The organism is Biformimicrobium ophioploci, assembly GCF_030270605.1.
Lineage (GTDB): Bacteria > Pseudomonadota > Gammaproteobacteria > Pseudomonadales > Cellvibrionaceae > Biformimicrobium > Biformimicrobium ophioploci.
Map to the genome: position 1 here is coordinate 726,224 of NZ_BSYJ01000002.1, position 24,272 is coordinate 750,495.

The 24,272-nt window shown below is 59.7% G+C and carries 29 protein-coding genes and 4 tRNA genes; 24 read left to right on the top strand and 9 right to left on the bottom strand.

Annotated features, from left to right (window positions below):
- Nucleotides 1-2: 2 nt before the first annotated feature.
- The 4 genes from mnmC to QSJ80_RS06585 form a co-directional block, all read right to left on the bottom strand.
- Nucleotides 3-2,006 carry a bifunctional tRNA (5-methylaminomethyl-2-thiouridine)(34)-methyltransferase MnmC2/FAD-dependent 5-carboxymethylaminomethyl-2-thiouridine(34) oxidoreductase MnmC1 gene (gene mnmC / locus QSJ80_RS06570; RefSeq protein ID WP_285763608.1) on the bottom strand — a complete coding sequence of 668 codons (2,004 nt, stop codon included), beginning with the start codon at nt 2,004-2,006 and terminating at the stop codon, nt 3-5.
- Entirely contained in the window at nt 1,996-2,520 is a 525-nt protein-coding gene (gene fldB / locus QSJ80_RS06575; RefSeq protein WP_285763609.1) for a flavodoxin FldB, read from the bottom strand. Before fldB ends, mnmC begins: the two co-directional genes overlap by 11 nt.
- 12 nt (nt 2,521-2,532) lie before the next feature.
- On the bottom strand, nt 2,533-3,048 hold the full coding sequence (gene trmL / locus QSJ80_RS06580) for a tRNA (uridine(34)/cytosine(34)/5-carboxymethylaminomethyluridine(34)-2'-O)-methyltransferase TrmL (RefSeq protein WP_285763610.1): 516 nt from the start codon (nt 3,046-3,048) through the stop codon (nt 2,533-2,535).
- A 74-nt stretch (nt 3,049-3,122) separates the two neighbouring features.
- Nucleotides 3,123-3,662, bottom strand: a complete 540-nt coding sequence (locus QSJ80_RS06585; RefSeq protein ID WP_285763611.1) for a glycine cleavage system transcriptional repressor — start codon at nt 3,660-3,662, stop codon at nt 3,123-3,125.
- Nucleotides 3,663-3,863: 201 nt separating this feature from the next.
- On the opposite strand from QSJ80_RS06585, the gene QSJ80_RS06590 reads away from it, so the two are divergent.
- The 6 genes from QSJ80_RS06590 to tusA all read left to right on the top strand — a co-directional run bounded on the left by QSJ80_RS06590 (nt 3,864) and on the right by tusA (nt 7,394).
- Nucleotides 3,864-4,175: an MTH1187 family thiamine-binding protein gene (locus tag QSJ80_RS06590; RefSeq protein WP_285763612.1), complete on the top strand. Its 312-nt coding sequence runs from the start codon at nt 3,864-3,866 to the stop codon at nt 4,173-4,175.
- Nucleotides 4,172-4,990: a class I SAM-dependent methyltransferase gene (locus QSJ80_RS06595; RefSeq protein WP_285763613.1), complete on the top strand. Its 819-nt coding sequence runs from the start codon at nt 4,172-4,174 to the stop codon at nt 4,988-4,990. The genes QSJ80_RS06590 and QSJ80_RS06595 overlap by 4 nt, the downstream gene beginning before the upstream one ends.
- 116 nt (nt 4,991-5,106) lie before the next feature.
- The gene (locus tag QSJ80_RS06600) at nt 5,107-5,334 is read left to right on the top strand and encodes a YheU family protein (RefSeq protein WP_285763614.1); all 228 of its coding nucleotides are present in this window, start codon (nt 5,107-5,109) and stop codon (nt 5,332-5,334) included.
- 8 nt (nt 5,335-5,342) lie between these two features.
- Nucleotides 5,343-6,002 (top strand): alpha/beta family hydrolase, encoded by a 660-nt coding sequence (locus tag QSJ80_RS06605; RefSeq protein ID WP_285763615.1) that lies wholly within the window; start codon nt 5,343-5,345, stop codon nt 6,000-6,002.
- Between the two features lie 35 nt (nt 6,003-6,037).
- Nucleotides 6,038-7,135: a 23S rRNA (cytidine(2498)-2'-O)-methyltransferase RlmM gene (gene rlmM / locus QSJ80_RS06610; RefSeq protein ID WP_285763616.1), complete on the top strand. Its 1,098-nt coding sequence runs from the start codon at nt 6,038-6,040 to the stop codon at nt 7,133-7,135.
- A 16-nt stretch (nt 7,136-7,151) separates the two neighbouring features.
- Complete coding sequence (tusA, locus tag QSJ80_RS06615; protein WP_285763617.1) at nt 7,152-7,394, top strand: sulfurtransferase TusA; 243 nt, start codon at nt 7,152-7,154, stop codon at nt 7,392-7,394.
- Between the two features lie 81 nt (nt 7,395-7,475).
- On the opposite strand, the gene QSJ80_RS06620 is transcribed toward tusA, so the two are convergent.
- The gene (locus QSJ80_RS06620) at nt 7,476-8,162 is read right to left on the bottom strand and encodes a hypothetical protein (protein ID WP_285763618.1); all 687 of its coding nucleotides are present in this window, start codon (nt 8,160-8,162) and stop codon (nt 7,476-7,478) included.
- 306 nt (nt 8,163-8,468) lie between these two features.
- Between QSJ80_RS06620 and QSJ80_RS06625 the strand changes: the two genes are divergently transcribed.
- From QSJ80_RS06625 to QSJ80_RS06645, 5 genes are all read left to right on the top strand, one after another.
- A complete protein-coding gene (locus tag QSJ80_RS06625; RefSeq protein ID WP_285763619.1) occupies nt 8,469-8,984 on the top strand; it encodes an elongation factor P hydroxylase in 516 nt (171 codons plus the stop codon).
- A 75-nt stretch (nt 8,985-9,059) separates the two neighbouring features.
- Nucleotides 9,060-9,944 carry a 5'-3' exonuclease gene (locus QSJ80_RS06630; protein WP_285763620.1) on the top strand — a complete coding sequence of 295 codons (885 nt, stop codon included), beginning with the start codon at nt 9,060-9,062 and terminating at the stop codon, nt 9,942-9,944.
- A 30-nt stretch (nt 9,945-9,974) separates the two neighbouring features.
- A complete protein-coding gene (locus QSJ80_RS06635; protein ID WP_285763621.1) occupies nt 9,975-11,120 on the top strand; it encodes a 4-phosphoerythronate dehydrogenase in 1,146 nt (381 codons plus the stop codon).
- Nucleotides 11,117-12,271, top strand: coding sequence for an ATP-NAD kinase family protein (locus QSJ80_RS06640; RefSeq protein WP_285763622.1), 1,155 nt, complete (start codon nt 11,117-11,119; stop codon nt 12,269-12,271). Before QSJ80_RS06635 ends, QSJ80_RS06640 begins: the two co-directional genes overlap by 4 nt.
- Complete coding sequence (locus tag QSJ80_RS06645) at nt 12,268-13,227, top strand: class I SAM-dependent methyltransferase (protein WP_285763623.1); 960 nt, start codon at nt 12,268-12,270, stop codon at nt 13,225-13,227. The genes QSJ80_RS06640 and QSJ80_RS06645 overlap by 4 nt, the downstream gene beginning before the upstream one ends.
- Here the strand turns inward: QSJ80_RS06645 and QSJ80_RS06650 are convergent.
- Entirely contained in the window at nt 13,187-13,606 is a 420-nt protein-coding gene (locus tag QSJ80_RS06650) for a hypothetical protein (protein WP_285763624.1), read from the bottom strand. The genes QSJ80_RS06645 and QSJ80_RS06650 overlap by 41 nt on opposite strands.
- Before the next feature lie 47 nt (nt 13,607-13,653).
- Nucleotides 13,654-14,871 (bottom strand): pyridoxal phosphate-dependent aminotransferase, encoded by a 1,218-nt coding sequence (locus QSJ80_RS06655; RefSeq protein ID WP_285763625.1) that lies wholly within the window; start codon nt 14,869-14,871, stop codon nt 13,654-13,656.
- Between the two features lie 101 nt (nt 14,872-14,972).
- Between QSJ80_RS06655 and msrB the strand changes: the two genes are divergently transcribed.
- From msrB to QSJ80_RS06690, 7 genes are all read left to right on the top strand, one after another.
- Nucleotides 14,973-15,383, top strand: a complete 411-nt coding sequence (msrB, locus tag QSJ80_RS06660; protein WP_285763626.1) for a peptide-methionine (R)-S-oxide reductase MsrB — start codon at nt 14,973-14,975, stop codon at nt 15,381-15,383.
- An 11-nt stretch (nt 15,384-15,394) separates the two neighbouring features.
- The gene (locus QSJ80_RS06665) at nt 15,395-16,075 is read left to right on the top strand and encodes a DNA-3-methyladenine glycosylase I (protein WP_285763627.1); all 681 of its coding nucleotides are present in this window, start codon (nt 15,395-15,397) and stop codon (nt 16,073-16,075) included.
- Between the two features lie 21 nt (nt 16,076-16,096).
- Nucleotides 16,097-16,846, top strand: a complete 750-nt coding sequence (locus tag QSJ80_RS06670; protein ID WP_285763628.1) for a DUF1499 domain-containing protein — start codon at nt 16,097-16,099, stop codon at nt 16,844-16,846.
- A 231-nt stretch (nt 16,847-17,077) separates the two neighbouring features.
- A tRNA-Glu gene (locus QSJ80_RS06675) sits at nt 17,078-17,153 on the top strand.
- A gap of 72 nt (nt 17,154-17,225) precedes the next feature.
- Nucleotides 17,226-17,301 (top strand) — tRNA-Gly (locus QSJ80_RS06680).
- Between the two features lie 42 nt (nt 17,302-17,343).
- A tRNA-Glu gene (locus tag QSJ80_RS06685) sits at nt 17,344-17,419 on the top strand.
- Nucleotides 17,420-17,424: 5 nt separating this feature from the next.
- Nucleotides 17,425-17,500: transfer RNA gene (locus tag QSJ80_RS06690), tRNA-Gly, on the top strand.
- A gap of 53 nt (nt 17,501-17,553) precedes the next feature.
- Here the strand turns inward: QSJ80_RS06690 and QSJ80_RS06695 are convergent.
- Nucleotides 17,554-17,955, bottom strand: a complete 402-nt coding sequence (locus QSJ80_RS06695; protein WP_285763629.1) for a PA2817 family protein — start codon at nt 17,953-17,955, stop codon at nt 17,554-17,556.
- 123 nt (nt 17,956-18,078) lie between these two features.
- On the opposite strand from QSJ80_RS06695, the gene QSJ80_RS06700 reads away from it, so the two are divergent.
- The 5 genes from QSJ80_RS06700 (at nt 18,079) to QSJ80_RS06720 (ending at nt 23,110) form a co-directional block, all read left to right on the top strand.
- Nucleotides 18,079-19,005 carry an ABC transporter ATP-binding protein gene (locus QSJ80_RS06700; protein ID WP_285763630.1) on the top strand — a complete coding sequence of 309 codons (927 nt, stop codon included), beginning with the start codon at nt 18,079-18,081 and terminating at the stop codon, nt 19,003-19,005.
- The gene (locus tag QSJ80_RS06705) at nt 19,002-19,775 is read left to right on the top strand and encodes an ABC transporter permease (RefSeq protein ID WP_285763631.1); all 774 of its coding nucleotides are present in this window, start codon (nt 19,002-19,004) and stop codon (nt 19,773-19,775) included. The genes QSJ80_RS06700 and QSJ80_RS06705 overlap by 4 nt, the downstream gene beginning before the upstream one ends.
- Nucleotides 19,776-19,801: 26 nt before the next feature.
- Nucleotides 19,802-20,629: an NADPH-dependent 7-cyano-7-deazaguanine reductase QueF gene (gene queF / locus QSJ80_RS06710; RefSeq protein ID WP_285763632.1), complete on the top strand. Its 828-nt coding sequence runs from the start codon at nt 19,802-19,804 to the stop codon at nt 20,627-20,629.
- A gap of 111 nt (nt 20,630-20,740) precedes the next feature.
- Nucleotides 20,741-22,216, top strand: a complete 1,476-nt coding sequence (gene glpK / locus QSJ80_RS06715; RefSeq protein WP_285763633.1) for a glycerol kinase GlpK — start codon at nt 20,741-20,743, stop codon at nt 22,214-22,216.
- 51 nt (nt 22,217-22,267) lie between these two features.
- The gene (locus QSJ80_RS06720) at nt 22,268-23,110 is read left to right on the top strand and encodes an alpha/beta hydrolase (protein ID WP_285763634.1); all 843 of its coding nucleotides are present in this window, start codon (nt 22,268-22,270) and stop codon (nt 23,108-23,110) included.
- Between the two features lie 39 nt (nt 23,111-23,149).
- Here the strand turns inward: QSJ80_RS06720 and QSJ80_RS06725 are convergent, their stop codons facing one another.
- The gene (locus tag QSJ80_RS06725; protein WP_285763635.1) at nt 23,150-23,803 is read right to left on the bottom strand and encodes a TetR/AcrR family transcriptional regulator; all 654 of its coding nucleotides are present in this window, start codon (nt 23,801-23,803) and stop codon (nt 23,150-23,152) included.
- Between the two features lie 260 nt (nt 23,804-24,063).
- On the opposite strand from QSJ80_RS06725, the gene QSJ80_RS06730 reads away from it, so the two are divergent.
- Nucleotides 24,064-24,249, top strand: coding sequence for a Trm112 family protein (locus QSJ80_RS06730; protein ID WP_285763636.1), 186 nt, complete (start codon nt 24,064-24,066; stop codon nt 24,247-24,249).
- Nucleotides 24,250-24,272 lie beyond the last annotated feature (23 nt).

The window sequence follows — 24,272 nt, forward strand, 5'->3', positions numbered from 1 at the left end:
AGTTATCGATTGCGCCCCAACTCGCGAATCGCAAAGCGCGCCGGGTGTAGCGCCCTGGCAATATCCGCAGAAACCGGCAGGGGCTCCCTGCAGATCCAGGCTGCCAGCAGTTCCGCACTGAGAGGTGCATAGGCGATGCCGCGGGAACCAAGTCCACAAAGGGTGTACAGGCCTTCATGGTAGCTGCTGCGTTCTGCAACCAGCGTCTTGCGGTTTTTGCGCAGCGCGGCGTAGGTGTCCGGCAGGTGTTCGAATTCCGGTACCGGGCCGACGATAGGCAAATAGTCCGGTGTGGTGCAGCGCAGTGAGGCGCGGCCCTGCAGCGGGCCAGTCAGTTGACCGGCAATCTCTGGCAGCAGCGCGCGAATGGTCTCAGCGTTTTCCTGGTGCTCTGTCGCACGCTCATCGGTTTGCGGGTCTTTCAGCTTGAACGTCGCTCCGAACGTGCATTGTCCCCCCAGGCTCGGAGCCATGTAACCCTCTCCGCAAACCACCATATCCAGGCCATTATCGATCACTGCCTGGGTGACCTGTCCTCGAATCGGGCGCAGCGGCAATGGGTCGGTTACCGGGAAACGACGGTTTTCATTCGCACCGCACAGCACCACGGCATCGCTTTCGAAAACGCCATTTCCAGAGGTCAGTGCCCAGCCGCCGGTCTCGCCGCTGCGCTCTATAGCGGTGATCCCGGTGCCGCCATGGAATTCGATATTCGGGTGGTTCACCAGTGCCGCGCAGGCCTCGGGAGGCACCAGCCAGCCCGCTGCAGGAAACAGCAGTCCCGGGAATGCCAGCCGGGTGCCGGCCAGCGCCGAAGCCTCCTCGGCATCGACGTAGCGCACCAGTCCGCGGGCATCATAGTGCTGGGCCCAGGCCTTCAGGGTCGGCAGGTTCTTGCGTGCCTTGTCGCTCTCCGCCAGTTGCAGCACGCCACAGGGTTCGCCCTGGAAGGTCTTTCCCCAGCCGAGGTTCAGGTAGTGGCGCTGGGCGAATTGCAGTGCGGCCAGGTTGAACGCACCCTGGGCGCCGGGACCCGCAGAAATTTTTGCGTAAAGGATGCCCTGCGGGTTGCCGGAGGCTTCTGCGCCCGGCTGTCCATGCCGGTCGAAGATGCGCACCCTGAGGCCGCGCTCGGCAAGGGCGCGCGCGGCACTGCAACCAGCGAGGCCGGCACCGACAATCGCGATGCTGCGGACTTCCTGATGTGTTGCGGGCAGGTGCCACGGGGTGCTGCGGGGCGCAGTGTCCGGTTTCTGTTCAAGCTCGGCGCAGAGCATCTCCCGCTTGTGTCCGAAGCCCGCCACCTTGTGCCACTGGAAGCCTGCGCCTTCGAGGCCGCGTTTGACGATGGCTGCACAGGTAAATGTCGCGGCAGTTGCGCACGGCCGGGACAGCGCGGCCATCGCGTTGAAGAGCTCTGGCTGCCACATATCCGGGTTCTTGGCCGGCGCGAAACCGTCCAGGAACCAGGCGTCGACCAGCCCATCACGCTCGGGCGCATCGAGCAGCAGTGAGCGGAAGCCGCTGGTGGCCTCGTCGACGATGAGCGTGAGGTTGATATTGTTGTCGTTACCGCTGCCCAGTTTCAGGCGATGGATGCCGGGCAGGGGGGCCAGAGGGTACTGCGCAATGAGTTGCTTAGTCAGCCCGGCGAGCTCAGGCCACAGGGCCAGTGCGCGCTGCAGGTCTGCCAGGCGCAGCGGGTATTTTTCTACGGAAATGAAATTCAGCTGGCAGCCGGGAGGTGCAGTTTCCTGCCACAGCTGCCAGGCGGCGAGGAAGTTTAGACCGGTGCCGAACCCGGTTTCGCCGATCGTGAAGCTGGAGCCCGGGCGCATGCCACGCCAGCGCCTGGCGAGGTCGTTGTGCGAAAGAAAAACGTGTCGGGTTTCCTCGAGGCCATTGGCACGGGAAAAGTAAACATCGTCGAAAGTGCCGGACACCGGTTGCCCGTCTTCCTGCCAGTGGATGCTCGCGTAGTGCTGCTCCTCGGGGTTACTGCTCAAGGCCAAACTCGCGCATGATCTGATCGCACCAGGCCGCGATGCGTTCGTCGGTCAGGTCGAATTCGTTCTCGTCGTCCAGTGGCAGGCCGACAAACCGGGTTTCATCCTTGGTCAGGGCCTTGGAACCGGTAAAACGGTAGCCTTCCCGCGGCCAGTAACCCACCGGCTCTACGCCCAGTGCAACGACCTGTGCATGCAGGTAGCCGAGCGCATCCTGGAACCACTCGGGGTAGCCCTCCTGGTCCCCGAGGCCATAGAGCGCTACTTTCTTGCCGGCCAGTTCGAGCTCGGGCAGCTGGTCCCAGACGGCGTCCCAGTCTTCCTGTAGCTCTCCATAATCCCAGGTGGGGATACCGAGGATCAGGAAGTCGTAGGCCTCCATTTCCGTGACGGGGTCTTCTGCGACGTTGTGCAGGTCGATCCAGTTCTCGCCAATTTGCTGGCGAATCTTCTCCGCCGCCATTTCGGTGTAACAGGTGCTGGATCCGTAGAAGAGTCCGATGGGTGCTCGCATGTCTGGGGGGTACTACTGGTTATTGGGCTGCGGGTTTGCCGGGCTCTGGTTTACGGGGGCAGCGGTGGCTGCGCCGGGGTATCCGAGCTGGCGCCAGGCCTCGTAAATCACCACCGCGGCGGCATTCGAGAGGTTCATGCTGCGGCTCTGCGCCAGCATGGGAATCCGCAGGGTGTATTCGTTGCCGGTTGTTGCCAGGAATGTATCCGGCAGGCCGCGGGTCTCGGGGCCAAAAACAATGGTGTCGCCCTCGGCAAAGCCGGCTTCGCTGTGTGCTCTGGTGCCCTTGGTGCTGAGTGCAAAAACACGGCCGGGTTGTTCCGTTTCCACAAAGGCATCCCAGTTGGGGTGCCGGCGCACGACGCTGTATTCACTGTAATCGAGTCCGGCGCGGCGCAGGCGCTTGTCGTCCATCTCGAACCCAAGTGGCTCGATCAGGTGCAGTTCGGCACCGGTATTGGCGCACAGCCGGATGATGTTGCCGGTGTTGGGGGCGATCTCCGGTTCGAACAGGACAATGCGGAACATGGTGATAAGGGCGGTTGCCTGGCTGCTTGAAAGGCGCGGATTATGGCACAGCCGCCCGTAAGTGGGGAGTTGCCCTAACTGGCTTGCAGGGAGGTGGCGATCTCCTCGCAGTCGATGTCGATGCCCAGCTCGTCGGCAATTTCGTCGAGCTCGTCCTTGAGGCCATCGGTATCGATGGTCTCGGAAATGCTGACTACGCAGTCCGCAGTGAACAGTGGCTCTCCGCTCCAGGGCGCACTGGTGTAGCCGGTGTCCAGTTTCTCGATATTGATCTGGTGTGCTGCGAGGGCGCGTGACACCTCCCGCACGATGCCGGGGCGATCGTTGCCGACCAGGTGCAGTTTGAGGGATTGCTGCGGCTCTACATGCACGGCCTGAGCCTCCTCCAGCTGCAGCTTGAGGCCTTTTTCCGCAAGCCCCTCCAGGCTGCTGACCAGCGCATCGTACTGGGCCTCGGGTACGCTTACGCGCGCAATACCGGCAAATTTGCCGGCAAAGTGCGCCATGCGGCTGTCTTCCCAGTTGCCGCCGTTGGTGGAAACGGAACTTGCGACTTCTTCCAGCACGCCCGGGCGATCATCGCTGATCAGGGAGATAATCAGGTGCTTCTGCATGGGTAAATCCTTTTTCTGAAAAACGGCGCCATGCCTCTGGCAGGGGCCTCGCTAATCTAGAACTATAACAAATGTCGCTCTGCCGCAACCGGGATTGACAAGCCAGTCACGGAGGTGCGAGTGTGCACCGGTATCAACTGTGTTTGTGCGATGGGAGTGGTGCCAGTGGAGGGTACTGACTATTTGGAGATGGAGGGCGCTATGCAGGTACATGCTGACCTTTGCCTGATCCCGATCGGCACCGGGGTATCGTTCTCTGCCTATATCGCCGCCTGCCAGAAGGTCTTTGAGGATGCCGGCCTCAGTCACCAGTTGCACGCCTACGGCACCAATGTCGAAGGTGAGTGGGATGCCGTCATGGCTGCCATCAAGGCCTGTCACCAGGCGGTGCATGCCATGGGCGCCATGCGTATCAGCAGTACGGTGAAACTGGGAACCAGGACCGATCGCGCACAGACTCTGCAGGATAAAATCGACAGCGTTAATAACAAACGGAGTGAAAATCCCCGATGAAGACCATTGCTGCCTGGAAGTTACCCCTCGTTGCCCTCGGGCTTGCCGTGAGCCAGTTTTCCCTGGCCGATGACAAGGCCCTGGATGCAGCTATTGCGAGCGACAGCCGTGCCGAAGCGAATGTAGCGCGTGACAAGTTTCGCCACCCGAAAGAGACCCTCGCATTTTTCGGCGTAAAGCCGGATATGTCCGTCGTGGAAATCTGGCCGGGCGGTGGCTGGTACACCGAAATTCTCGGGCCCTACCTGTCCGAAAAGGGCACGCTGTATGCGGGGCACTTCCCGGCGGATACGGAGGTAGGTTACTACACTCGTTCGCTGGAGAAATTCAAGGAAAAAGTCGCTGCGGACAAGGCGAGCTACGGTTCTGTAAAGGTCACCGAGTTCTTCCCGAAGGACGGTCGCTCCCCGGCGCCGAGCGGCAGCGCGGATATGGTGCTGACATTCCGCAACGTGCACAACTGGATGCGCGGTAGCCATGAGCAGAAGGCGTTCGAGATTTTCTTCGATGCGCTGAAGCCGGGCGGCGTGCTGGGTGTGGTTGAGCACCGGGCCAAGCCGGGCACGTCCCTCGATGGCATGATCAAAAGCGGCTATGTGACCGAGCAGCACGTGATCGATATGGCCACCAAAGCGGGCTTTGTGCTTGAAGAGAAGAGTGAAGTGAACGCGAATGCGAAAGACAGTGCGGACCACCCGAAAGGTGTTTGGACGCTCCCGCCGCGTCTCGCTCTGGATGATCAGGATCGTGACAAGTACGTGGCGATTGGCGAAAGCGATCGCATGACCCTGAAATTCCGCAAGCCGGCCAAGTAATACACTTTCCTGGGCGCCCGGGCGCATGACCCGGGCTGTCGGGGCCCCAGCGGCCCCGCACGTTTACCGTCTTTTTGTTCCCGATATTTCCCACCTGTTTAAACTGCGGTACCTGAATGAAAGTCCCCCACGACCAGATTCCCCCTGAAACATTGCAAAGCCTGCTTGAGGAGTACGCGAGCCGCGATGGCACTGATTACGGTGAGCAGGAGGTGTCACTGCAATCCAAGGTCGCCCAGCTGCGCAGCCAGTTACAGCGTGGTGAAATCGTTATCTGGTTTGAACCGGCGGAGGAATCCGTCAACCTGGTTCCGGCAGCCGATATCCCGAAAGACCTCGAGTGACGCGGCCAGTGACACAGCAAACGATGCAGAATGTGGACTGGTTGATTGATCGCCCGCAGGCGGTGCGCGCCTGGTACCTCTTCGCCCATGGCGCAGGAGCACCCATGGACAGTACATTTATGGGTGAGATCGCGAGCCTGCTGTGCGCGCGTGGTATCGGCGTGGCGCGTTTCGAATTTCCCTACATGGCCCAGCGCCGTCACGGCGGCAAAAAGCGCCCTCCGGAAAAAGTCGACAAGCTGGTTTTGCAGTATGGGGCGGCGCTGCAGGCTTTCCTCGACGGACCTGAATTTGCCGGTGAGCCGGTGTTCATCGGCGGTAAATCCATGGGTGGGCGCATCGCGGCCATGCTGGCCGGCAGTGCGCTACCGGAGCCGGTCAGGGGGGTGTGCTGCCTTGGCTACCCGTTCCATCCCCAGGGTAAGCCGGACACGCTCCGTCTGGAGCCGCTGAACGCGTGTCGGCTACCGGTGCTGGTGGTGCAGGGCACCCGTGACCGGCTCGGCAATCGCGAGGAGGTTGATCAATATCCGCTCTCCGATAGAATGCGCTGCCACTGGCTGGCCGATGGTGATCACGACCTGAAGCCGCGTCGGCAGTCGGGCTATAGCCACGCTCAGCACCTTGCCGAAACTGCTGACGCTATAGTGAATTTCACGCAGGGCTGAGCAGTCCTGCAGTCGATTCCCTGAACGGATACCCAATGAGCAACGGTATTGACCATCTGGTTCTATTCTGCCGTCCCGGATTCGAGGGTGAGTGCGCCGCGGAGATTGGTGAGCGCGCCGGTGCCCTGGGCATCCCGGGGTACGCGAAAGCCAAGCCGGGCAGTGCGCTGGTGTTTTTTGTTTGCCAGCAAAAGGATGGTGCCTTCGAGTTGATCAAGCAGCTGGCGTTCGACGAGCTGGTCTTTGCCCGAGCCTGGTTTGCCGGCGCACCGGTGGCGATCGATTCCCCAGAAGACCGGATCAGCCCGCTGGTTGCCGCTGCAGAGGCTTTACCCCGTTGTGGCGGCCTGCTGCAGGAAACGGCCGACACAAACGATGGCAAGCAGTTGCAGGCGCTGGCCAAGAAACTGCAGCGTCCGCTGGAAAGTGTCCTGAGGAAGCGTACGCGACTCAAGAAGAACTCGCCCTGGCGTATGCACCTGTTGTGGCTTTCCGGCACGGAAGCGTTTTTGGGTACGTCCAACCGCAGGAATGCAAGCGCCTGGGCTGGCGGGATCCCGCGCCTGCGGGTTCCAAGGGACGCGCCGAGCCGTGCCACCCTGAAGCTGGAAGAGGCCTGGCACCACTTCATCCCGCAGGAAGAATGGGATATCCGCCTCGCGCCCTCGATGCGTGCGGTTGACCTGGGCGCGGCACCGGGCGGCTGGACTTACCAGCTGGTGCAGCGCAGCATGTTTGTATATGCGGTGGACAACGGCCCGATGGCGCAGTCGCTGATGGATACGGGGCAGGTGGAGCACGTCAAGGCTGACGGTTTCAGTTGGCGTCCGCCCAAACCGGTGCACTGGCTGGTTTGCGATATCGTCGACAAGCCATCACGCACTGCGGCCATGGTGAGTGACTGGTTTGTGCGTGGCGATTGCCGTGAGGCGGTGTTCAACCTGAAGCTACCGATGAAGAAGCGTTATGCGGAAGTAGTCAGCTGTGCGCAGAAAATTGCCAGTGCACTGCATGCGGCCAATATTGAATTCGAACTGCGTATGCGTCAGCTTTACTTTGATCGGGAGGAAGTTACCGTGCACTTGCGCCGCGTAGACCTCAACGATGAAATAGCGATGCACCGGAACTTTTAAAAAGAGTTGTTGCGATATGTCTGAAGACCTCGAACACCAGCATCACCTGGATGCCACTGGCCTGACTTGCCCGGAGCCGGTCATGATGCTGCACAATGCCGTGCGTGAGCTGGGGGCAGGGGAAGTCCTGCTGATGGTTGCCACAGACCCGTCGACCCGCCGCGATGTGCCGAAGTTTTGCCAGTTCCTCGGTCATGAACTGGTGCATGAACTTGCCGAAGACCAGCATTTTTCCTACTGGATTCGCAAGAGCGCCTGATTCCCGTTTATTGCTTGCCCATAACAGCAAAAGGCCCGCTCAGCGCGGGCCTTTTGCTGTTATGGGTGCTTGGAAATGTTGCTAGCCGGACTCGACCAGCGCGGCAATTGCCGCGAGGGCTTCCGGGTCTTCCTGCTTGATCTTGTTGGCGATACTGTGCTGGAAGAAGTAGCGGAAATCGCCGGCTTCGTCAGTGGTATACAGGCAGGCATCACCTGGCAGGACCGGCGTGTTGTGCACGCGATCGTGATCAATCAGGGTGCCGCGCAGTGTACCGTCTCCATAGAGGCGCCAGCTGACGACCTCGGAAAGGATCAGGTTCTGCTTTTCGTCATCCATGAGTACTGCGTGGGTACCGATGGTGTCGGGAACTTCCTGCATGATCTCGTCGGCGGCGTAGCCGTCGTACTCGTAGTACTCTGCGGCAGTTTCCAGCTCGACGACTTTGTGGATGGGTGGCTCAAAGAATATCTCTTCGATACCCGGGTCGTAGTAGCCCTCGAAGTGTCCGTCTAGAGGATCCTGTATGGCCGGACAGGCTACCAGTTTGTTTAACCACGGAACGAGGCCAACGACCTCGCCACTTTTCTTGAGGCCCCAGCAAAGTATTTTCAGGCTGTATAAATCGTCGCCACTGGAGCGGTTGGAGTAGAGCATTTCCAAGCCATCCAACTCGGGCGCCAGGCGGATGAACCGCTCCTCTTCCCGTGTTTTCATTGGCTTGCCGGTGAAGATGTCAACCACATTACTGGTAGTGTGGTCCGTCATATGCCACCTCCTGGCAGGGCCGCTGAGCGCAAGCGCTGTGGGGTGAAAGGTCTTATTATCGCCTTCCCTGAGAACGTCGGTACTACACGACTCCCTGATACTTAGGCAGTGCGCGAAACTGATCGTTCCAGACCTAAGTTATATTCTGTGCCCTTGAATGACAAGCAAGCCTTTAGAACCGTTAGTTATTTGAAACCACAACCTATTGTGGTTTTCGTATTGCCACTGTCGCTGATATAGTCCGCGCTGCCCAAGTAGTGAGCATATCGGGGGTTTAGTGTGCCGGAACCTGGCGCTGATCAAATTGTGAACGTTTTTAACCGGTGTTTTGCCGGGGCGGGCCAGTGGCACACCCGTCTGGTCGGTGGCGCACCAGAGCCCTTTTACGAGCCCGGCGAGGGGGATGCTGGCAGCCAGATCCTGTTCACCCTCGACTACGCCGCGAGCGCCTTGCACGAAGTCGCCCACTGGTGTGTGGCGGGGGAGGCCCGGCGCAAGTTGCCTGACTACGGTTACTGGTACGCGCCGGACGGTCGTACCGAGATACAGCAACAGGAGTTCGAGAGGGTCGAGGTTGCACCACAGGCGCTCGAGTGGATTTTTGCCGAATCCTGTGGGCTCAGCTTCCGGGTGAGCGCGGATAACCTGCAGGCCGGCCTGGGTGCCAGCGACACTTTCCGCGATAATATCTGGCGCCGTGTACAGGATCTTTGCGGGCGCGGCCTGAGCGAGCGCGCCGGCATCTTTGCCAGTGCGCTTGCGGCGCAGTTCGATTGTGGCAACCCGCTGGATGCGTCGCGTTATTGCCGGGAAAATATCTGATCCGAACACGTATACGCACGGGGCTGTTGTGGCAGTCCCCGCAATACTGAACGTAAAGCCAGCCAAGGAAAACGCTTGATTGCTTCCGGTTCCACCCTGCTGGTGGATGCATCTGTTTATATCTTCCGTTACTACTTCGCCCTGCCGGCGCGCTGGCAGAGCCGCACCGGCATGGATACGGAGGCAGTGCAGGGGTTTACCGGGTTTCTGCTGGACCTGATCGAGACCCGCCCTGCACGACTTGCCTGCGCGTTCGATGAATCGCTGGGAAGCTGTTTCCGAAACGAACTCTATCCCGATTACAAATGCAGCCGCGTACTGCCGGACGAGGCGCTCGCATTCCAGCTGGCTGCCTGCCACAGCATGGCGGAAACCCTCGGCATAGCCTGTTACGCACACGATCGCTATGAAGCAGACGACCTGCTGGCCTCACTCACGCGAACCTGTGCCAGTGAGGGGCCGTTGGTAGTATCCAGGGACAAGGACCTGGCCCAGTTGCTGGCCAGTGGTGCTGCCGGTATCTGGGATGCGGCCGCCAACGAAATACACGACACCGCGTCTACCCGGGCCCGCTTTGGTGTGGCGCCGGAGCAGATCCCTGACTACCTGGCACTGGTGGGCGATAGTATTGACGATATTCCCGGGGTGCCTGGCGTGGGTGCCAAGACTGCGGCACGCCTGCTCGGACACTTCCCGGATGTGGAGTCATTGATTGCGGGGGTGGCTGAGGTCGCCGGCCTGCCGCTACGCGGTGCGGCGGGCATTGCCGCCCGCCTTGAGGCCCACAGCGAGCAGATCCGGATGGCAAAGGCGCTGGCGACCCTGGCCGCAGATGCGCCGGCAGCAACCCGTGCGGATGATCTCGCATGGCACTCTCCCGGGGCAGATCTGCCCATCGCCTTCGCGGCGGAACTGGGACTGAGCCCTGCCGTGCAGGCGCGTATGGAGCGGCTTCTCTAGCGAAGCCGGCGAAGAATATCTGGAATTTGCATGTTGAATATAGTCGCAGACGAAAACATCCCCGGGCTGGAAACCTGGTTCGCCCCACTGGGAAGGGTTACCAGGGTCAACGGGCGCACCGTGACGCCTGGGCAGGTTCGTGATGCCGATGTATTGCTGGTGCGCTCGGTCACGCCGGTAGGTGCTGATCTGCTTGAGGGCAGTGCGGTACGGTTTGTCGGTACTTGCACCATTGGTACCGATCACGTGGATATCGACTGGCTGCAGAGGGCGGGTATCGCCTTTTCTGCGGCCCCCGGCTGTAATGCGCGCTCGGTGATGGAATATGTGTTTTGCGCGCTCGCTGCGCTGGACGTTCCCTGGTGGGATAAAAGCTTTGGCATTGTCGGCTGCGGCAATGTAGGCGGGCGACTGTATCGCACACTCAGGGCGCTTGGGCTGGAGTGTGTGGTATACGACCCATGGCTGGGTCCTGAAGATTGTGCAGACCTGGCGCCGCTGGAGCAGGTGCTCCAGCAACAGGTTGTCTGCCTGCACGCGCCGCTTGTCCGGGGCGGGCTGCACCCCAGCTTGCACATGATAGGCGAACGCGAACTCGCCATGCTGGGGCACGGCTCGGTTTTGCTGAACGCCGGTCGCGGCGGTGTCGTGGACAATCATGCGCTCTCGGACTTTATTTCTGCGCGCCCTGATATCGAGGTGGTGCTGGATGTCTGGGAAGGTGAGCCCTCGATTGATCCGGGCCTGCTGGCAAAAGTCAGTCTGGGGACACCCCATATCGCCGGCTATAGCTATGACGGCAAGTTGGCCGGTACTGAATTGATTTACCACGCGCTTGCAGATTATCTGGGGCAGAGTGCCTCCGGGCCAGGCAACGACATACAGGATAAGACCGTAATCGATTGCGACCTGGGGTCATTGAAGGGTCTGTCCGGCGCACTGCTGCAGATTTATGATCCGCGCAGGGATGACGAGGCACTGCGCCATGTGGCACTGGGCGGTGATCTCGGCGGCGGGTTCGACCGATTGCGCCGTGAATATCCGCGCCGGCTGGAATTCAATCACTTCCGGCTGTCGGGGCACGGTAGCGTGGTACCCCGTGAAGTTGCGCGTGTGGCTGATGTACTGGGCCTGGAAGTCGGTGCGGCCTTTGCGGTGAAGCAGGAAAGAAAGTGAAAAAAATCGGATTGATTATCAACCCGTGGGCCGGGGTTGGTGGGCCTGCGGGGCTCAAGGGGAGTGACGGAAGCCACACGGTGGAGCAGGCGCTCGCACGCGGCGCCACGCAACGCGCAGGCGCCCGTATGAAAACCGCCCTGGAATCCCTGTTGCCATTCAGTGCCGATATCCAGTTTGTCAGTTTTGCCGGTGAAATGGGTCAGGCTCTGCTCGAGTCCATGGGATTCCGGGTGGAAGTGATCGGTCGCTCAGCGGCTGAAACCAGTTGTGCGGAAGATACGGAGAAGGCCGCCCGTGTGATTCGCGACCATGGGGTAGACCTGTTGCTGTTTGCCGGCGGTGATGGCACCGCGCGTAACATCTACAACGCCATTGGCGATGACTTCCCTGTTCTCGGCATTCCCGCGGGAGTGAAAATGCATTCCGGTTGCTATGCCATCACACCGGCCGCTGGTGGCGAAGTGCTACGGCGCCTCATGAGCGGGGAACTGGTGGACCTGCGCTCCCAGGAAGTTCGCGATATCGATGAGCAGGCGTTTCGTGCGGGCAAGGTGCGGACGCGCTTCTATGGCGAGTTGCTGGTACCGGAGGCAGGACAGTTTGTGCAGGCGGTGAAAAATGCCGGGCGCGAGGTGGAGGCACTTGCGGTCGCCGACATCGCTGCGGAAATCGTCGAAAATATGGAAGAAGATACGCTCTACATTGTCGGGCCGGGGTCGACAACGTTTGCCGTAATGGAAGAGCTTGGCCTGGACGGAACCTTGCTGGGGGTGGACCTTGTCCGGGGTGGAGAGCTGCTCGCAGCAGATGTCAGCGCGGCAGAAATCGTCGCGCAGCTTTCAGAACAGGTTGGCCCGGTGAAGATCATTGTTACCGGCATCGGTGGCCAGGGGCATGTTCTCGGGCGGGGTAACCAGCAGATTTCACCCGAGGTGCTGCGCACAGTTGGGCGGGACAACATCATCGTTGTCGCTACCAAGACCAAGGTCTCCGAGCTGCAGGGGCGGCCGCTGTTGCTCGATAGTGGCGATGCGCAGCTCGATGAGGACTGGAGCGGCTTTATCCCGGTGATAACCGGTTACCGGGATTCGATTCTCTACCCGGTGAGTGACGGTCGCACGGGTTACGTGCAGGTGCCTGAAGCATGACGGCTGCTAGTGTTGAACCGTTGCTGGAAGCCTTGCGGATCCAGCTTGAGCGGATGGGAAAAGTGACCGGGGAGGGGGACAGTCGCCGGCTTTTCCACGGCCGTGGTGGCTGCTATCAGGGTTTCGATTTTCTTGTCGTAGATTATTTTGCGCCGGTAATGCTGGTGACCTTGTTCCGCCAGCCCGATAACGAGGCCGAAATCCTGAATGCCATGCAGGGCCTCCTTGCCGGGGCTGGTATCAGCAATATTGCAGTGCAGCGTCGCTACCTGCCGGGCGCTCCCTTGAGCTGGCTGACCGAGGCCTGCGGGGAAACACTGTATGCCCGGCGCGGGCCCCTGCGCTTCAATCTCGAGCTTGGCTACCAGAATGTCGGCTACTTTCTTGATATCGAGCCAGGCAGGCAATGGCTTGAAGCCAGGGTGCGGGAGCGCATGTCGGTAAACGGCCGCTGCCGGGTGCTGAACCTGTTCGCCTTTACCTGCGCCTTCTCCGTCATTGCCGCCCGCGAAGGGGCGTCGGTCCTGAACGTCGATATGAATGGCGGTGTACTCAGTCGGGGCCGGGAGAACCATCGCCTGAACGGGCTGGCCGGGGACGATGTGCGTTATATGGCGCTGGATATCCTGCGCAGTTTTGGCCGGATCAACCGGGCGGGGCCGTTCGATATTGCGGTGGTGGATCCACCCACGCACCAGAAAGGCAGCTTTGAGGCGGAGCGCCACTACAGCAAGCTGATCCGGCGCCTGCCTGAGTCACTGGCCGAGGGTGCCGAGCTACTATTATGCCTCAATTCGCCCGGACACAGCGAGGCCTGGCTGCGTGAGCTGGTTGCGCAAAGTTCCGATCAGTTCGAAGTGGTGGCGCGTCTGCCGCAGAGTGAGGATTTCCCGGATATCAGCGGCGATTCTGCGCTCAAGATGCTGCACCTGCGCCGCCGGCCATCTCCCGCATAAGCCGCATCATCAGGGCCTGGAGCTGGTCGGATGATCCCGAACGCACTGCGGCATCGAGCATCTGGGCGTTGGTCTGGCCCGTTACAGTCTCGGGATAGCTGGTCAGTAGCAGAAAGCTGCGGTGGTTGAGGCTGGCGTTTTCAATGGCCTCCTGACGCACGACATTCTCGTACTCGATATAGCCCGATTGCTGCAGCCAGGTCATGGCGCCGAGACAGGCGAGGTGGCGGGGTGAGTGCAGGCCGTATTCATCCGGGGCGTCCGGCCCGGAAATATCCTCGACGTAGACAGTAGTCGGCACCGGGAACTGGTTGTACAGGGCCAGCAGGATACGCCCCGCGTCCTTGTAAAAATCCAGAATGTGCAGGTCGCTGACCATTCCGCTATCGCTCCCGATTCGCTGTGCTGTGTGCTGACGCCAGCCGATTATGATTGTTCGTAGTGTCCGAGGAAGTGCCCGAGGCGCCTGATGGCGTCCGACATTTCATCTGCCCTTGGCAGGAACACAAAGCGTAAATGGTCAGGCTGGTCCCAGTGGAAAGCCGAGCCCTGGTTGAGCAGGATTTTTTCCTGCATCAGGAAATCCAGCACCAGCTGTTCATCCGAATTGATCTTGAAACGCTTGGTATCGAGCCTGGGGAAAAGGTAGATCGCACCTTTCGGCTTCACACAGGTGATGCCCGGGATTTCCGTGAGCATGCGCCACGCCAGGTCACGTTGCTGCCGCAGTCGGCCGCCGGGCAGCACCAAATCGTTGATACTCTGGTAGCCGCCCAGCGCGGTCTGTACGGCGTACATTGCCGGCACATTGGCGCACAAGCGCATGGATGCCAGCATGTCGATGCCTTCCATCAGGCCGTTGGCGCGATGCCGCGCGCCGCTGACGATCATCCAGCCCGAGCGGAACCCCGCCAGGCGATAGGCCTTGGACAGGCCGTTGAAGGTGATGCAAAGCACATCCTCCGCAAGGCTGCCCATGGGGATAAATTCGGCGTCCTCGTAGAGGATCTTTGAATAAATTTCGTCGGAGAAAATGATGAGGTCGTTCTGCCGGGCTATTTCCACGATCTCCAGCAGAAGCTCGCGGCTGTAGACCGCCCCGGTGGGATTGTTCGGGTTGATCAGCACGATCGCCCGGGTCCTCGGCGTGATCTTGCTGCGGATATCGTCGAGATCCGGGAACCATTCTGCCTGTTCATCGCAGCGGTACATCACCGCGTGCCCGCCCGTCAGGTTGATCGCCGCGGTCCACAGCGGGTAATTCGGCATGGGTACCAGCACTTCATCACCGGTATTCAGCAGCGCCTGGGTGGCGATACTGATAAGCTCCGAAACACCGTTGCCCAGATAGATATCGTCGATATCGACGTTGGGAATGCCGATATTCTGGCATTCCTGCATGATCGCCTTGCGCGCGGCGAACAGGCCGCGCGATTCGGTGTAACCCTGCGCGAGCGGCAGGTTGTGAATAACATCGCGGATGATTTCGTCCGGCGCATCGAAACCGAAAGGTGCCGGGTTGCCGATATTCAGTTTGAGAATGCGCAGGCCTTCCTCTTCCATACGGTGGGCCTGGGCCATGACAGGGCCGCGGATTTCGTAGCAGACACCGTGGAGTTTGTCCGACTTTGGGATATCCTTCATGATCGCATTCACATCCTGATGACAGAGTCCAGAGCGGTCACTATTGGCTGGTTGGTGGCGAAGGCTGACGGAGACCAATTTGCAGGACCGGGAGGCAGAGTATGTCAAAACTCGAAGACGATAACTACTGGCGGGAGCGCCTGACCCCGGAAGAATTTTATGTATGCCGGGAGAAGGGCACCGAGCGCGCATTTACCGGGGAATACTGGGATTGTTTCAGGGATGGCACCTACCGGTGCCGCTGCTGCGGCGAGCCTTTGTTCGTCTCTGAAAGCAAATTCGATGCGGGCTGCGGTTGGCCGAGCTTCTATGAGGCGGCGGGCCCGGTCGCGGAGCATGCCGATCATTCCCATGGCATGGTCCGTACGGAAATCACCTGCGGCAAGTGCAGGGCCCACCTGGGGCATGTGTTTCCCGACGGGCCGGCGCCCACGGGCTTGCGTTATTGTGTGAACTCTCTCTCTATTTCACTCGACGAGGAAGGCGAGGGAAATGAACAGGAAAATGAATAGCGGGGCCAGCTTTGCTGACATTTGAGGAAATCTATAAAAGTGCGGTAGCAATCAAGGGTGGGGGCAAAACCGGGAAGGCTTTCGTTGAAGGGCATTTGCCCGAGGTGCGCAGCGCGGATCAGCTGGGCAGCCTGCCGGATGCCTACTTTCTCTCTGAAATCAGCCGGCGTATTTTCCGCGCCGGGCTCAAGCACAGTATGGTCGACGGCAAGTGGCTTTCATTTGAAACGGCTTTCTGGGGCTTCGACCCCATGCGCTGCGCGATGATGAGTGACGACGAGCTGGACGAGCACATGGGTAATGCAGACCTGATCCGGCATTACGGCAAAATGAAATCCATTCGGCACAATGCGCAAATGGTGCTGGATAAGGGGCGTGAGGCCGGCAGCTTTGGCGAGTGGCTGGTGTCCTGGCCCGAAGACGATGCCGTGGGCCTTTGGCTATCGTTAAAGAGGCAGGGGGCGCAGCTTGGTGGGCAATCGGGTGCGCGTTTCCTGCGACAGGTCGGATATGACACATTCCTGCTGACTGATGATGTTGTCTCTGCACTCATTGCGCAGGAGATTGTCAGCAAAAGACCAACCGCGCAGCGTGACCTGAAACAGGTCCAGCTAGCATTTAACGGTTGGCGTGAAGAATCTGGAAGGCCTTTGGCGGAGATCAGTCGGATAATCTCGTTCGTCGCCTGGTAGGCCACCGCACCGGGGCCGGTTATGCAAGCACACTGGAGTCGCTGGGTACCCCGTACCCAATGGGTAATCGTTGGCAGTATGCTGGTGGCCGCCGTGCTGTTGCGCCAGCATCTGGTTGGCTTCCGGCCGGTATTCAGCTGGTTCCAGTACGCGGGGCTTGCAGCTGTGCTGATTGGCCTGTTCTGCACTTTCCTGTTTGGCTGGGGCGTGCGGATGCGTAACCCGGAAGTGCGCCGGAATGCGATCGTGGGGCTGTTTCTCGGCTTGCTGCCTCTGGGGGTGGTGCTCCTGAGTGTCGGCCAGAAAAACTTTGCGGTACCACCAATTCACGACATCACCACAGATACGGTCAACCCGCCCCAGTACCGGGTCGCATTGACGGCGCGCGCGCCGGGCGAAAATAGCCTCGAGTACGCTGGCGAGGCACTGGCGCTTCAGCAGCTAGAGGCTTACCCTGATCTTTCCCCCCTGTTCTTCGAGCTACCTGCGGCGGACGTGACCCGTCTTGCGGCAGAAGTCGCATTGGCGCAGGGCTGGCAGATTCTGGCGCGGGATGAATCGGCGGGGTACATAGAGGCGGTGGCAACCACGCCTCTGCTGCGGTTTCGTGACGATGTGGTCATCAGGGTTGTCGCCGAGGGGCAGGGCAGCCGGGTCGATGTGCGTTCGAGTTCACGGGTCGGGGTGAGTGACCTGGGTGCGAACGCCGAGCGAATCCGGGTTTTTTCCGCGGCCCTCAAGGAGGCGGTCGCCGCTGAGGGGCGCCGTTAGCAGCCCAGGTCCGTTGACTGCAGTGGTTGGACTGTGTGCCAGCTACTCATCCCGTATAGCGTTGGTCCAATCCGGACGGGTTCTGGTAAGTCACTGTTGGCAAAAGAAAAATATCTAAAAGTTTTTCAAAATGAGTGTTGACAGGTCATCGGGGCCTCAATAGAATGCGCCCCACTTCTGATGCAGAGCGGCAAACAAAAACGCCGGTTCTGGACCGGAAGAAGATTCTGGGTCCCCTTCGTCTAGAGGCCTAGGACACCGCCCTTTCACGGCGGTAACAGGGGTTCGACTCCCCTAGGGGACGCCACTTTTTTTCGGCTCTGGTACTTTATTATTGAGGTACGGGAGTTTTGGCTGGGGCGCCAGCCATGACGGAATTGCGGGAATAGCTCAGTTGGTAGAGCGCAACCTTGCCAAGGTTGAGGTCGCCGGTTCGAACCCGGTTTCCCGCTCCAAATTTCGATGCCGCACCAGGTGTGGGGCAACGTAAAGGTTCCGTCCCCTTCGTCTAGAGGCCTAGGACACCGCCCTTTCACGGCGGTAACAGGGGTTCGACTCCCCTAGGGGACGCCATTTTTGCGGGAATAGCTCAGTTGGTAGAGCGCAACCTTGCCAAGGTTGAGGTCGCCGGTTCGAACCCGGTTTCCCGCTCCAATTAAAAAACCGGTTCTTGCGAACCGGTTTTTTTTTGCCTTGATAAAGGGGCCTCAGTGGAGGCCGAAAATCTTGGCGCGGGCGTCCTGGTAGTGGAAGGTCTCGCCGCTGGACTCGGCCTCATAGCGCGCTTCGTCCAGCGCCTGATAGCGGGCGATGTCCTCATCCGGGATAAAGTGCATGCAATCACCACCAAAGTACCAGAACAGGTCAGGGTGAATATGCGGTGCCAGATTGGAGTAGAGCGATACAATCTTGCACAGGGTGCGTTGACCCAGGGCGATACCGTGCTCATCCAGCTCCCCGGCATCCGCCAGTGCTTTCAGGTCTTGCAGCAGGGTCTGCTCCTCATCGCTGACGGGGTGCTTGATTGCCGGCACCAGCTGGTTGGCCCTGTCGCGCAGGTCGCGCAGCAATTGCTGGTGGTGTTCTCTGTAACCGGTAAGGTTTTCCATCTGGGGGCTCACTCCTGTACTGCATACTATTGTGGCTGCTATTCACGTGGCGACCAGTTGCAAAAAAATGCGTGCCGGCGTTGAATAGGCGGCTAAATTTCTAACCCTGATTGGCTTGGTGCAATGGTATCAGCTCTTTCCATTGAAAATCTGGAAAAAACATACGACAACGGCTTTCAGGCGCTGAAGGGCATTGACCTGAAAGTGGAGCCGGGTGACTTCTTTGCCTTGCTTGGCCCCAACGGCGCGGGTAAGTCCACTACGATCGGCGTGATCAGCTCCCTGGTGCGCAAGTCTGGTGGCAAGGTACGTATATTCGGCGTCGATACGGACCAGGATTTCCCGGGCGCCAAGCAGCTGCTGGGCGTTGTGCCACAGGAATTCAATTTCGGTCAGTTCGAGAAGATCTACGACATTATCGTCACCCAGGCCGGATTTTATGGCTTGCCGCGGAAGCTGGCGGAAGAGCGCACTGAAAAGTACCTGCGCCAGCTGGGGCTTTGGGAAAAGCGCAATGATGTTGCCCGGACACTGTCGGGAGGCATGAAGCGCCGCCTGATGATTGCGCGTGCGCTGGTGCACGAGCCCAGGTTGCTGATTCTCGATGAGCCGACCGCTGGTGTGGATATCGAGCTGCGCCGTTCCATGTGGGAATTCCTGCAGGAAATCAATGCACAGGGCACCACCATCATCCTGACCACCCATTACCTGGAAGAGGCGGAAAGCCTCTGCCGCAATATCGCCATTATCGACAAGGGTGAGATCGTCGAGAACACCTCAATCAAGTCATTGCTGAAGACCCTGAGCCGGGAGGTGTTTATTCTGGACAGCCGCGATGCGCTTCCCGCCAGTCCTGATTTTGCCGGATACGAGGGCAGGGTGCTGGATGATCACTCGCTGGAGGTTGTGGTGGAAAAGGGGCAGTCGCTGAACCGTTTCTTTTCCTCGCTCGCGGAGCAGGAGATTGAAATAGTCAGTATGCGTAACAAGGCAAACCGCCTCGAGGAATTGTTCGTCGCGCTGGTGAAGAGCGGGCAGGAAGAATCATGAATAGTGCCCAGATCTGGATATCGTTCAAGACCATTGTGCGTCGGGAGATCCGGCGCTTTATGCGCATATGGCCGCAGACGCTGCTGCCGCCGGCGATCACCATGTCGCTTTACTTTGTGATTTTCGGCACCCTGATCGGCTCCCGGATTGGCCAGATGGGTGGCTTTGATTATATGCAGTTCGTGGTGCCTGGCCTCATCATGATGGCAGTGATCACGAACTCCTACTCGAATGTGGTTTCGTCGTTCTACAGCGCAAAGTTCCAGCGCAGTGTTGAGGAGCTACTCGTTTCGCCCACGCCCAACTGGGTGATTCTCTCCGGCTATGTGTTTGGCGGAGTCTGCCGCGGACTGGCCGTGGGCCTGATCGTAACGATCCTGTCCCTGTTTTTTTCGAAGTTGCAGGTGTCGCACCTGGGCCTGACCATTGCCATCGTGTTGATGACGTCGATCTTTTTCTCTCTGGCCGGCTTTATCAATGCTGTATTCGCCAACAGTTTCGATGACATCTCCATTATCCCGACCTTTGTATTGACGCCCCTGACTTACCTCGGCGGGGTATTTTACTCCATCGACCTGCTTTCGCCGTTCTGGCAGGCGGTCTCCAAACTCAATCCGGTCCTGTATATGGTGAATGCGTTCCGCTACGGGATCCTCGGCGTGTCTGATATCAATATCGCCTGGGCGTTCGCAGGCATGCTGGTGTTTATTATTGTTCTGGTCGCGGTCTGCCTCCACCTGATGGAACATGGCAAGCGCCTGCGGCACTGATTTTCCTCGCGTATTCGGAAGAGTTTATGATCGAAGAGCACTGGAATGATTTACCGCTGGGAAAGGAAACCCAGTATGAATTTGAGTACAACCCCGGATTGTTACACCCGATTGAGCGTGCACACTCGCGTGAGAAGCTCGGCATTGGTGCGGCCCTGCCATTCAAGGGTGAAGATATCTGGTGGGGGTTCGAACTGTCATGGCTGAATGAGCGCGGCAAGCCGCAGGTAGCGGTTGCCCAGTTCCGGATCCCGGTGGACAGCCCAAATATCATCGAATCCAAGTCGTTCAAGCTTTACCTCAATTCGTTCAACCAGAGCCGGTTCGTGTCACGGACGGAAGTGGAAGCGCTGCTTGCAAATGACCTGAGTGGCGCAGCCGGTGCCCCGGTACAGGTTGAACTCTTTAATGTCGAGGATCCGGCGCTTGCGGTGGGTGCCCTTGCCGGAACCTGCCTCGATGACCTTGATATAGAAGTGCGTGCCTACCAGCCGGATTCCGGCATGCTCGCACACGCTGAAGGCGCGAAGGTAGTGGAAGAGAGCCTTTACAGCCACCTGCTCAAGAGTAACTGCCCGGTTACCGGTCAGCCGGACTGGGCCACAGTGGTGATCAATTACCGCGGGCAGCAGATTGACCGGGAAAAGCTGCTCGAGTACCTGGTCTCCTTCCGCCAGCACCAGGATTTTCACGAGCACTGTGTGGAGCGGATTTTCTGTGACGTGCAGAGAATTCTCTCCCCGGAGAAGCTGACCGTGTGCGCGCGATACACGCGTCGCGGCGGCCTCGACATCAATCCACTACGCAGCTCTGAAACCACCTGGGAGGTGCCGGCGCGGCTCGCGCGCCAGTAACGTATAAAGCCACAGGGTTATATGGCATCAGGGCGCCGCGCCAGTCGAAACATTGCGGTGCCCTTTTTCCCTCTGCTACATTCGGGCCACAACAAAAAGAAAGCTGGCCCCATGATTCTCTCCATAGACCTCGGCACCACCGGCATTACTGCTATTGTTTTCCGCCAGGACGGCAGTCTGGCGGGCAGGGCGTATGCGGAGTTTGCCCAGTACTACCCTGAGCCGGGCTGGGTCGAGCAGGACCCCGTCGAAATCTGGCAGACCTGCGAGCGGGTGGTGCGCAACGCCCTTGCAAACGCGCAGCAACCCGCATCTGCACTAGTCTCGATCGGTATTACCAACCAGCGCGAAACCATGCTGCTCTGGCATCGCGATACCGGTGCGCCAGTGCATCGGGCGATCGTGTGGCAATGCCGGCGCTCCGTTCGACAGTGCGAGTCGCTGCGCGAACGTGGTCTCGAACCGCTGGTTAGGGAGAAGACCGGGTTGGTCGTAGATGCGTACTTTTCGGCTACCAAGCTGGCGTGGTTGATGGAGGAGCGGCCAGAAATCAAATCCGCTGCCGATAGTGGCAAGCTCTGTTTCGGTACGATCGATACCTGGATCATCTGGAAGCTGACCGGGGGGCACGCACACGTTACCGACCATACCAATGCGTGCCGCACCATGCTGTACAATATCGAGAGCAGGGACTGGGACCCTGAGTTGCTTGAGATTTTCGGGTGCCACCCATCCTTGTTGCCTAAAGTCTTACCGTCGGCTGCCCGGTTCGGCGTCACGGCAAAATCGTGTTTTTTCGGTGCCGAAGTGCCCATCACCGGAGTGGCGGGCGACCAGCAGGCGGCGCTGTTTGGCCAGCAGTGCACCGAACCCGGCATGGTCAAGAATACTTACGGCACTGGCTGTTTCGTTCTGATGTATGCCGGCGAGCAGCGCCCCCAGGCAGAGGGGGGGCTGCTGGTTACCCTGGCATGCGATGTTCGCGGCCGGCCCGCTTATGCCGTGGAAGGCGCGGTATTCACAGCCGGCGCGGCAGTCCAGTGGTTGCGGGATGAAATGGGCATGATCGGACAAGCGGCAGAAACTGAAGTCATTGCAGAGGCCATACCGGACACCCGCGGGGTGTACCTGGTGCCGGCCTTCGTCGGACTGGGGGCGCCACACTGGGATATGGATGCGCGCGGCACTCTGGTCGGATTGACCCGCGGTGCCGGGCGCAGCGAGGTGGTCCGTGCGACGCTGGAGTCCATCGCGTACCAGACCCGGGATCTGGTGAAAATCATGCGTCAGGAAGGTGTTCCGATAAAATCCATGCGTGCCGACGGTGGAGCCAGCGCCAACAATTTCCTGATGCAGTTCCAGGCGGATATCCTCAACCTGGAAGTGGAGCGGCCGGCGTTGATCGAGTCGACCGCGTTGGGTGCGGCATTGTTGGCGGGGATCGGCTGCGATCTCTGGCAGCCGGGGCACTTGCCTACGGCGCTGACGGAAGTCGAGCGGCGCTTTACCCCCGCTATGGAGGACTCCCGGCGTGCGACCTTGCTGGGTGGCTGGCAAAGGGCCGTGCGCCAGGCGCGGCACAGGTAGCGATTTCAAAAGACAATCGAGAGAGACAGGCAGGTCATTCGCGAGGCACGCATGCATTTTTCCAGTCGAGGTCATCAGCTTTTCTACCGTCACTGGCTACCGGAGTCGCCGCAGGCGATCCTCGTTGTGTGCCATGGGCTTGGGGAGCATTCCGGGCGTTACGCGGACGCGGCTGCCGCGCTCAACACCCGGGGCATCGGGGTCTATGCGTTCGACCTCTATGGCCATGGAGAGTCGCCCGGCCAGCGCGGGGATATTGAGGGTTTTGCGGCCTATGCCGAGGATCTCGCCGCGTTTGTTCGCGTAGTGGGAGGGCGGCACCCGGAGGTGTCACTGCACCTGCTCGGGCACAGCATGGGCGGCATGATTGCGACGGCTTACGGGGTCCGGTCCCGGTCTGCCCGGGCGGCGAGGGTAGCGAGTATCATCCTCAGTGCGCCGGGGTATCGCGGTGCGACGGAGCCGGGCTCCCTCGAGAAACGGGTGATTGGCTGGCTTGCCGGGGTTGTACCCTGGCTCCGTGTATCAAATCGCCTGGACGATGCCCTGATTTGCCGGAACTCGCGCGTGGTCGAGGCTTACCGCAAAGACCCGCTGGTTCACGACAAGGTGTCATTGCGCTGGTTCACCAGTTATCAGCAGGAGAGAGCTTTTACGTTGGCGCGGCTGTCGCAGCTGAAGCTGCCTGTATTGTTGCTGGTTGCAGAAAGTGACGGGCTGGTGGACGCGGCCGAAACGATTCGCTGCTTCGAGCAGATAGGTTCAGCGTGCAAGGAAATGATTGTCTATCCGCAGGCCTACCACGAGATCCTGAATGAGGAGCGGGAAGGGCCTGCGGCCCTGGATGCGGTTGTTGCCCATATCCAGACAAGGCGTGTAGCCAGCGTGGATTGACCGGGCCGGGGTTACGGGTCTGAGGTCACTGGTCTGAGGTCAGAGCCCGGCAAGAACCCACCGAATCTGGCGCTGGAGCAGGGTGAAAACCTGTCCCTTCAGCTTACGGCTGCGCGGGTTGGCGAGGCCTTCATGTTCGAGCTTCAGCATGACTGACATAAGCAGCTGTGCGTCGGTTTCCGGGGCAGTGGAACCCAGTTCCAGGACCATGGTGCGCAGCGGCTCGATCAGCTTCTCCATGTACTCTTCCGCCACCTTGGCCAGTTCCGGCGTGAGGCGCAGTTCGTTGAGCAGTTGCTGTTCCACCGCCAGCTCCATCGGTCGCGTGCGTATATTGCGCAAAATATGGTCAGTGCCAATTTCCGCGAGCGCCTCGGCAAGCTGCTCCTGTCCAGCTCGGCTTTTCAGGCTTTTGCGGTCGACCTGCGCGGCCGCAGCATTCACTTTTTCCCAGGTCTTTTCATAGCCGGGGCGGCCGGCGTTGCAGAAGCTGGTGAAGGCCTCGATCAACAGTTCGTTCAGGTCCTTGAAGTAGTAGGTCGTGAGGCTGAGCTGAACGCCGGCGGCCGCTGCCACTGATCGGTGGGTAACCGCGCGCAGGCCGGAGGTCGCAATCACTTCAAGCGCCGCCGCCAGGATCTTCTGGCGGGTGGACTCGCCTTTCGCACTGATCTTTTTGGGTTTTGTCGTCACGGTGCAAGGTCTCTTGTTTTTCAGGGGGGCGATCTTATCGGTTTTTTGTATCAATTTGTAACCCCGAGGCGGGATTTGCCATTCCAAACGGTGGGAATAGGCAATGGCAGCGAAAATTACGTGCTGCAGATACGCGAATGTGGCGCAGCGCACGGCATACGCGGCGTCAGACTGTGTATTCACCCGGCTTTCGTTGTACTATACGCCCCCATTTGCCGGGGCGTTCCCGGCTATCGGTTGGCGAGCGTTTGACAAAATCTATGGACAAGAAATTACTCAGTATCCTGGTTTGCCCTGTCAGCAAGGCATCCCTCGAGTATTGCGAAGACAAGCAGGAGCTGGTTTGCAAGGCAAGCGGCCTCGCATACCCGGTGCGCGACGGTATCCCGGTCATGTTGGAGTCGGAGGCACGCCTGCTGACGACTGAGGAAAAGCTGGCCAAGTAGTCAGTGTCGGCTCGCTTGGCCTC

Excerpts from the sequence above, each read along its gene's own strand:
- fldB (WP_285763609.1), bottom strand. The coding sequence starts at position 2,520 with ATGCGAGCACCCATCGGACTCTTCTACGGATCCAGCACCTGTTACACC.
- trmL (WP_285763610.1), bottom strand. The coding sequence starts at position 3,048 with ATGTTCCGCATTGTCCTGTTCGAACCGGAGATCGCCCCCAACACCGGC.
- QSJ80_RS06585 (WP_285763611.1), bottom strand. The coding sequence starts at position 3,662 with ATGCAGAAGCACCTGATTATCTCCCTGATCAGCGATGATCGCCCGGGC.
- QSJ80_RS06590 (WP_285763612.1), top strand. The coding sequence starts at position 3,864 with ATGCAGGTACATGCTGACCTTTGCCTGATCCCGATCGGCACCGGGGTA.
- QSJ80_RS06595 (WP_285763613.1), top strand. The coding sequence starts at position 4,172 with ATGAAGACCATTGCTGCCTGGAAGTTACCCCTCGTTGCCCTCGGGCTT.
- QSJ80_RS06600 (WP_285763614.1), top strand. The coding sequence starts at position 5,107 with ATGAAAGTCCCCCACGACCAGATTCCCCCTGAAACATTGCAAAGCCTG.
- rlmM (WP_285763616.1), top strand. The coding sequence starts at position 6,038 with ATGAGCAACGGTATTGACCATCTGGTTCTATTCTGCCGTCCCGGATTC.
- tusA (WP_285763617.1), top strand. The coding sequence starts at position 7,152 with ATGTCTGAAGACCTCGAACACCAGCATCACCTGGATGCCACTGGCCTG.
- QSJ80_RS06620 (WP_285763618.1), bottom strand. The coding sequence starts at position 8,162 with ATGACGGACCACACTACCAGTAATGTGGTTGACATCTTCACCGGCAAG.
- QSJ80_RS06635 (WP_285763621.1), top strand. The coding sequence starts at position 9,975 with ATGTTGAATATAGTCGCAGACGAAAACATCCCCGGGCTGGAAACCTGG.
- QSJ80_RS06645 (WP_285763623.1), top strand. The coding sequence starts at position 12,268 with ATGACGGCTGCTAGTGTTGAACCGTTGCTGGAAGCCTTGCGGATCCAG.
- QSJ80_RS06650 (WP_285763624.1), bottom strand. The coding sequence starts at position 13,606 with ATGGTCAGCGACCTGCACATTCTGGATTTTTACAAGGACGCGGGGCGT.
- QSJ80_RS06655 (WP_285763625.1), bottom strand. The coding sequence starts at position 14,871 with ATGAAGGATATCCCAAAGTCGGACAAACTCCACGGTGTCTGCTACGAA.
- msrB (WP_285763626.1), top strand. The coding sequence starts at position 14,973 with ATGTCAAAACTCGAAGACGATAACTACTGGCGGGAGCGCCTGACCCCG.
- QSJ80_RS06670 (WP_285763628.1), top strand. The coding sequence starts at position 16,097 with ATGCAAGCACACTGGAGTCGCTGGGTACCCCGTACCCAATGGGTAATC.
- QSJ80_RS06695 (WP_285763629.1), bottom strand. The coding sequence starts at position 17,955 with ATGGAAAACCTTACCGGTTACAGAGAACACCACCAGCAATTGCTGCGC.
- QSJ80_RS06700 (WP_285763630.1), top strand. The coding sequence starts at position 18,079 with ATGGTATCAGCTCTTTCCATTGAAAATCTGGAAAAAACATACGACAAC.
- QSJ80_RS06705 (WP_285763631.1), top strand. The coding sequence starts at position 19,002 with ATGAATAGTGCCCAGATCTGGATATCGTTCAAGACCATTGTGCGTCGG.
- queF (WP_285763632.1), top strand. The coding sequence starts at position 19,802 with ATGATCGAAGAGCACTGGAATGATTTACCGCTGGGAAAGGAAACCCAG.
- glpK (WP_285763633.1), top strand. The coding sequence starts at position 20,741 with ATGATTCTCTCCATAGACCTCGGCACCACCGGCATTACTGCTATTGTT.
- QSJ80_RS06720 (WP_285763634.1), top strand. The coding sequence starts at position 22,268 with ATGCATTTTTCCAGTCGAGGTCATCAGCTTTTCTACCGTCACTGGCTA.
- QSJ80_RS06730 (WP_285763636.1), top strand. The coding sequence starts at position 24,064 with ATGGACAAGAAATTACTCAGTATCCTGGTTTGCCCTGTCAGCAAGGCA.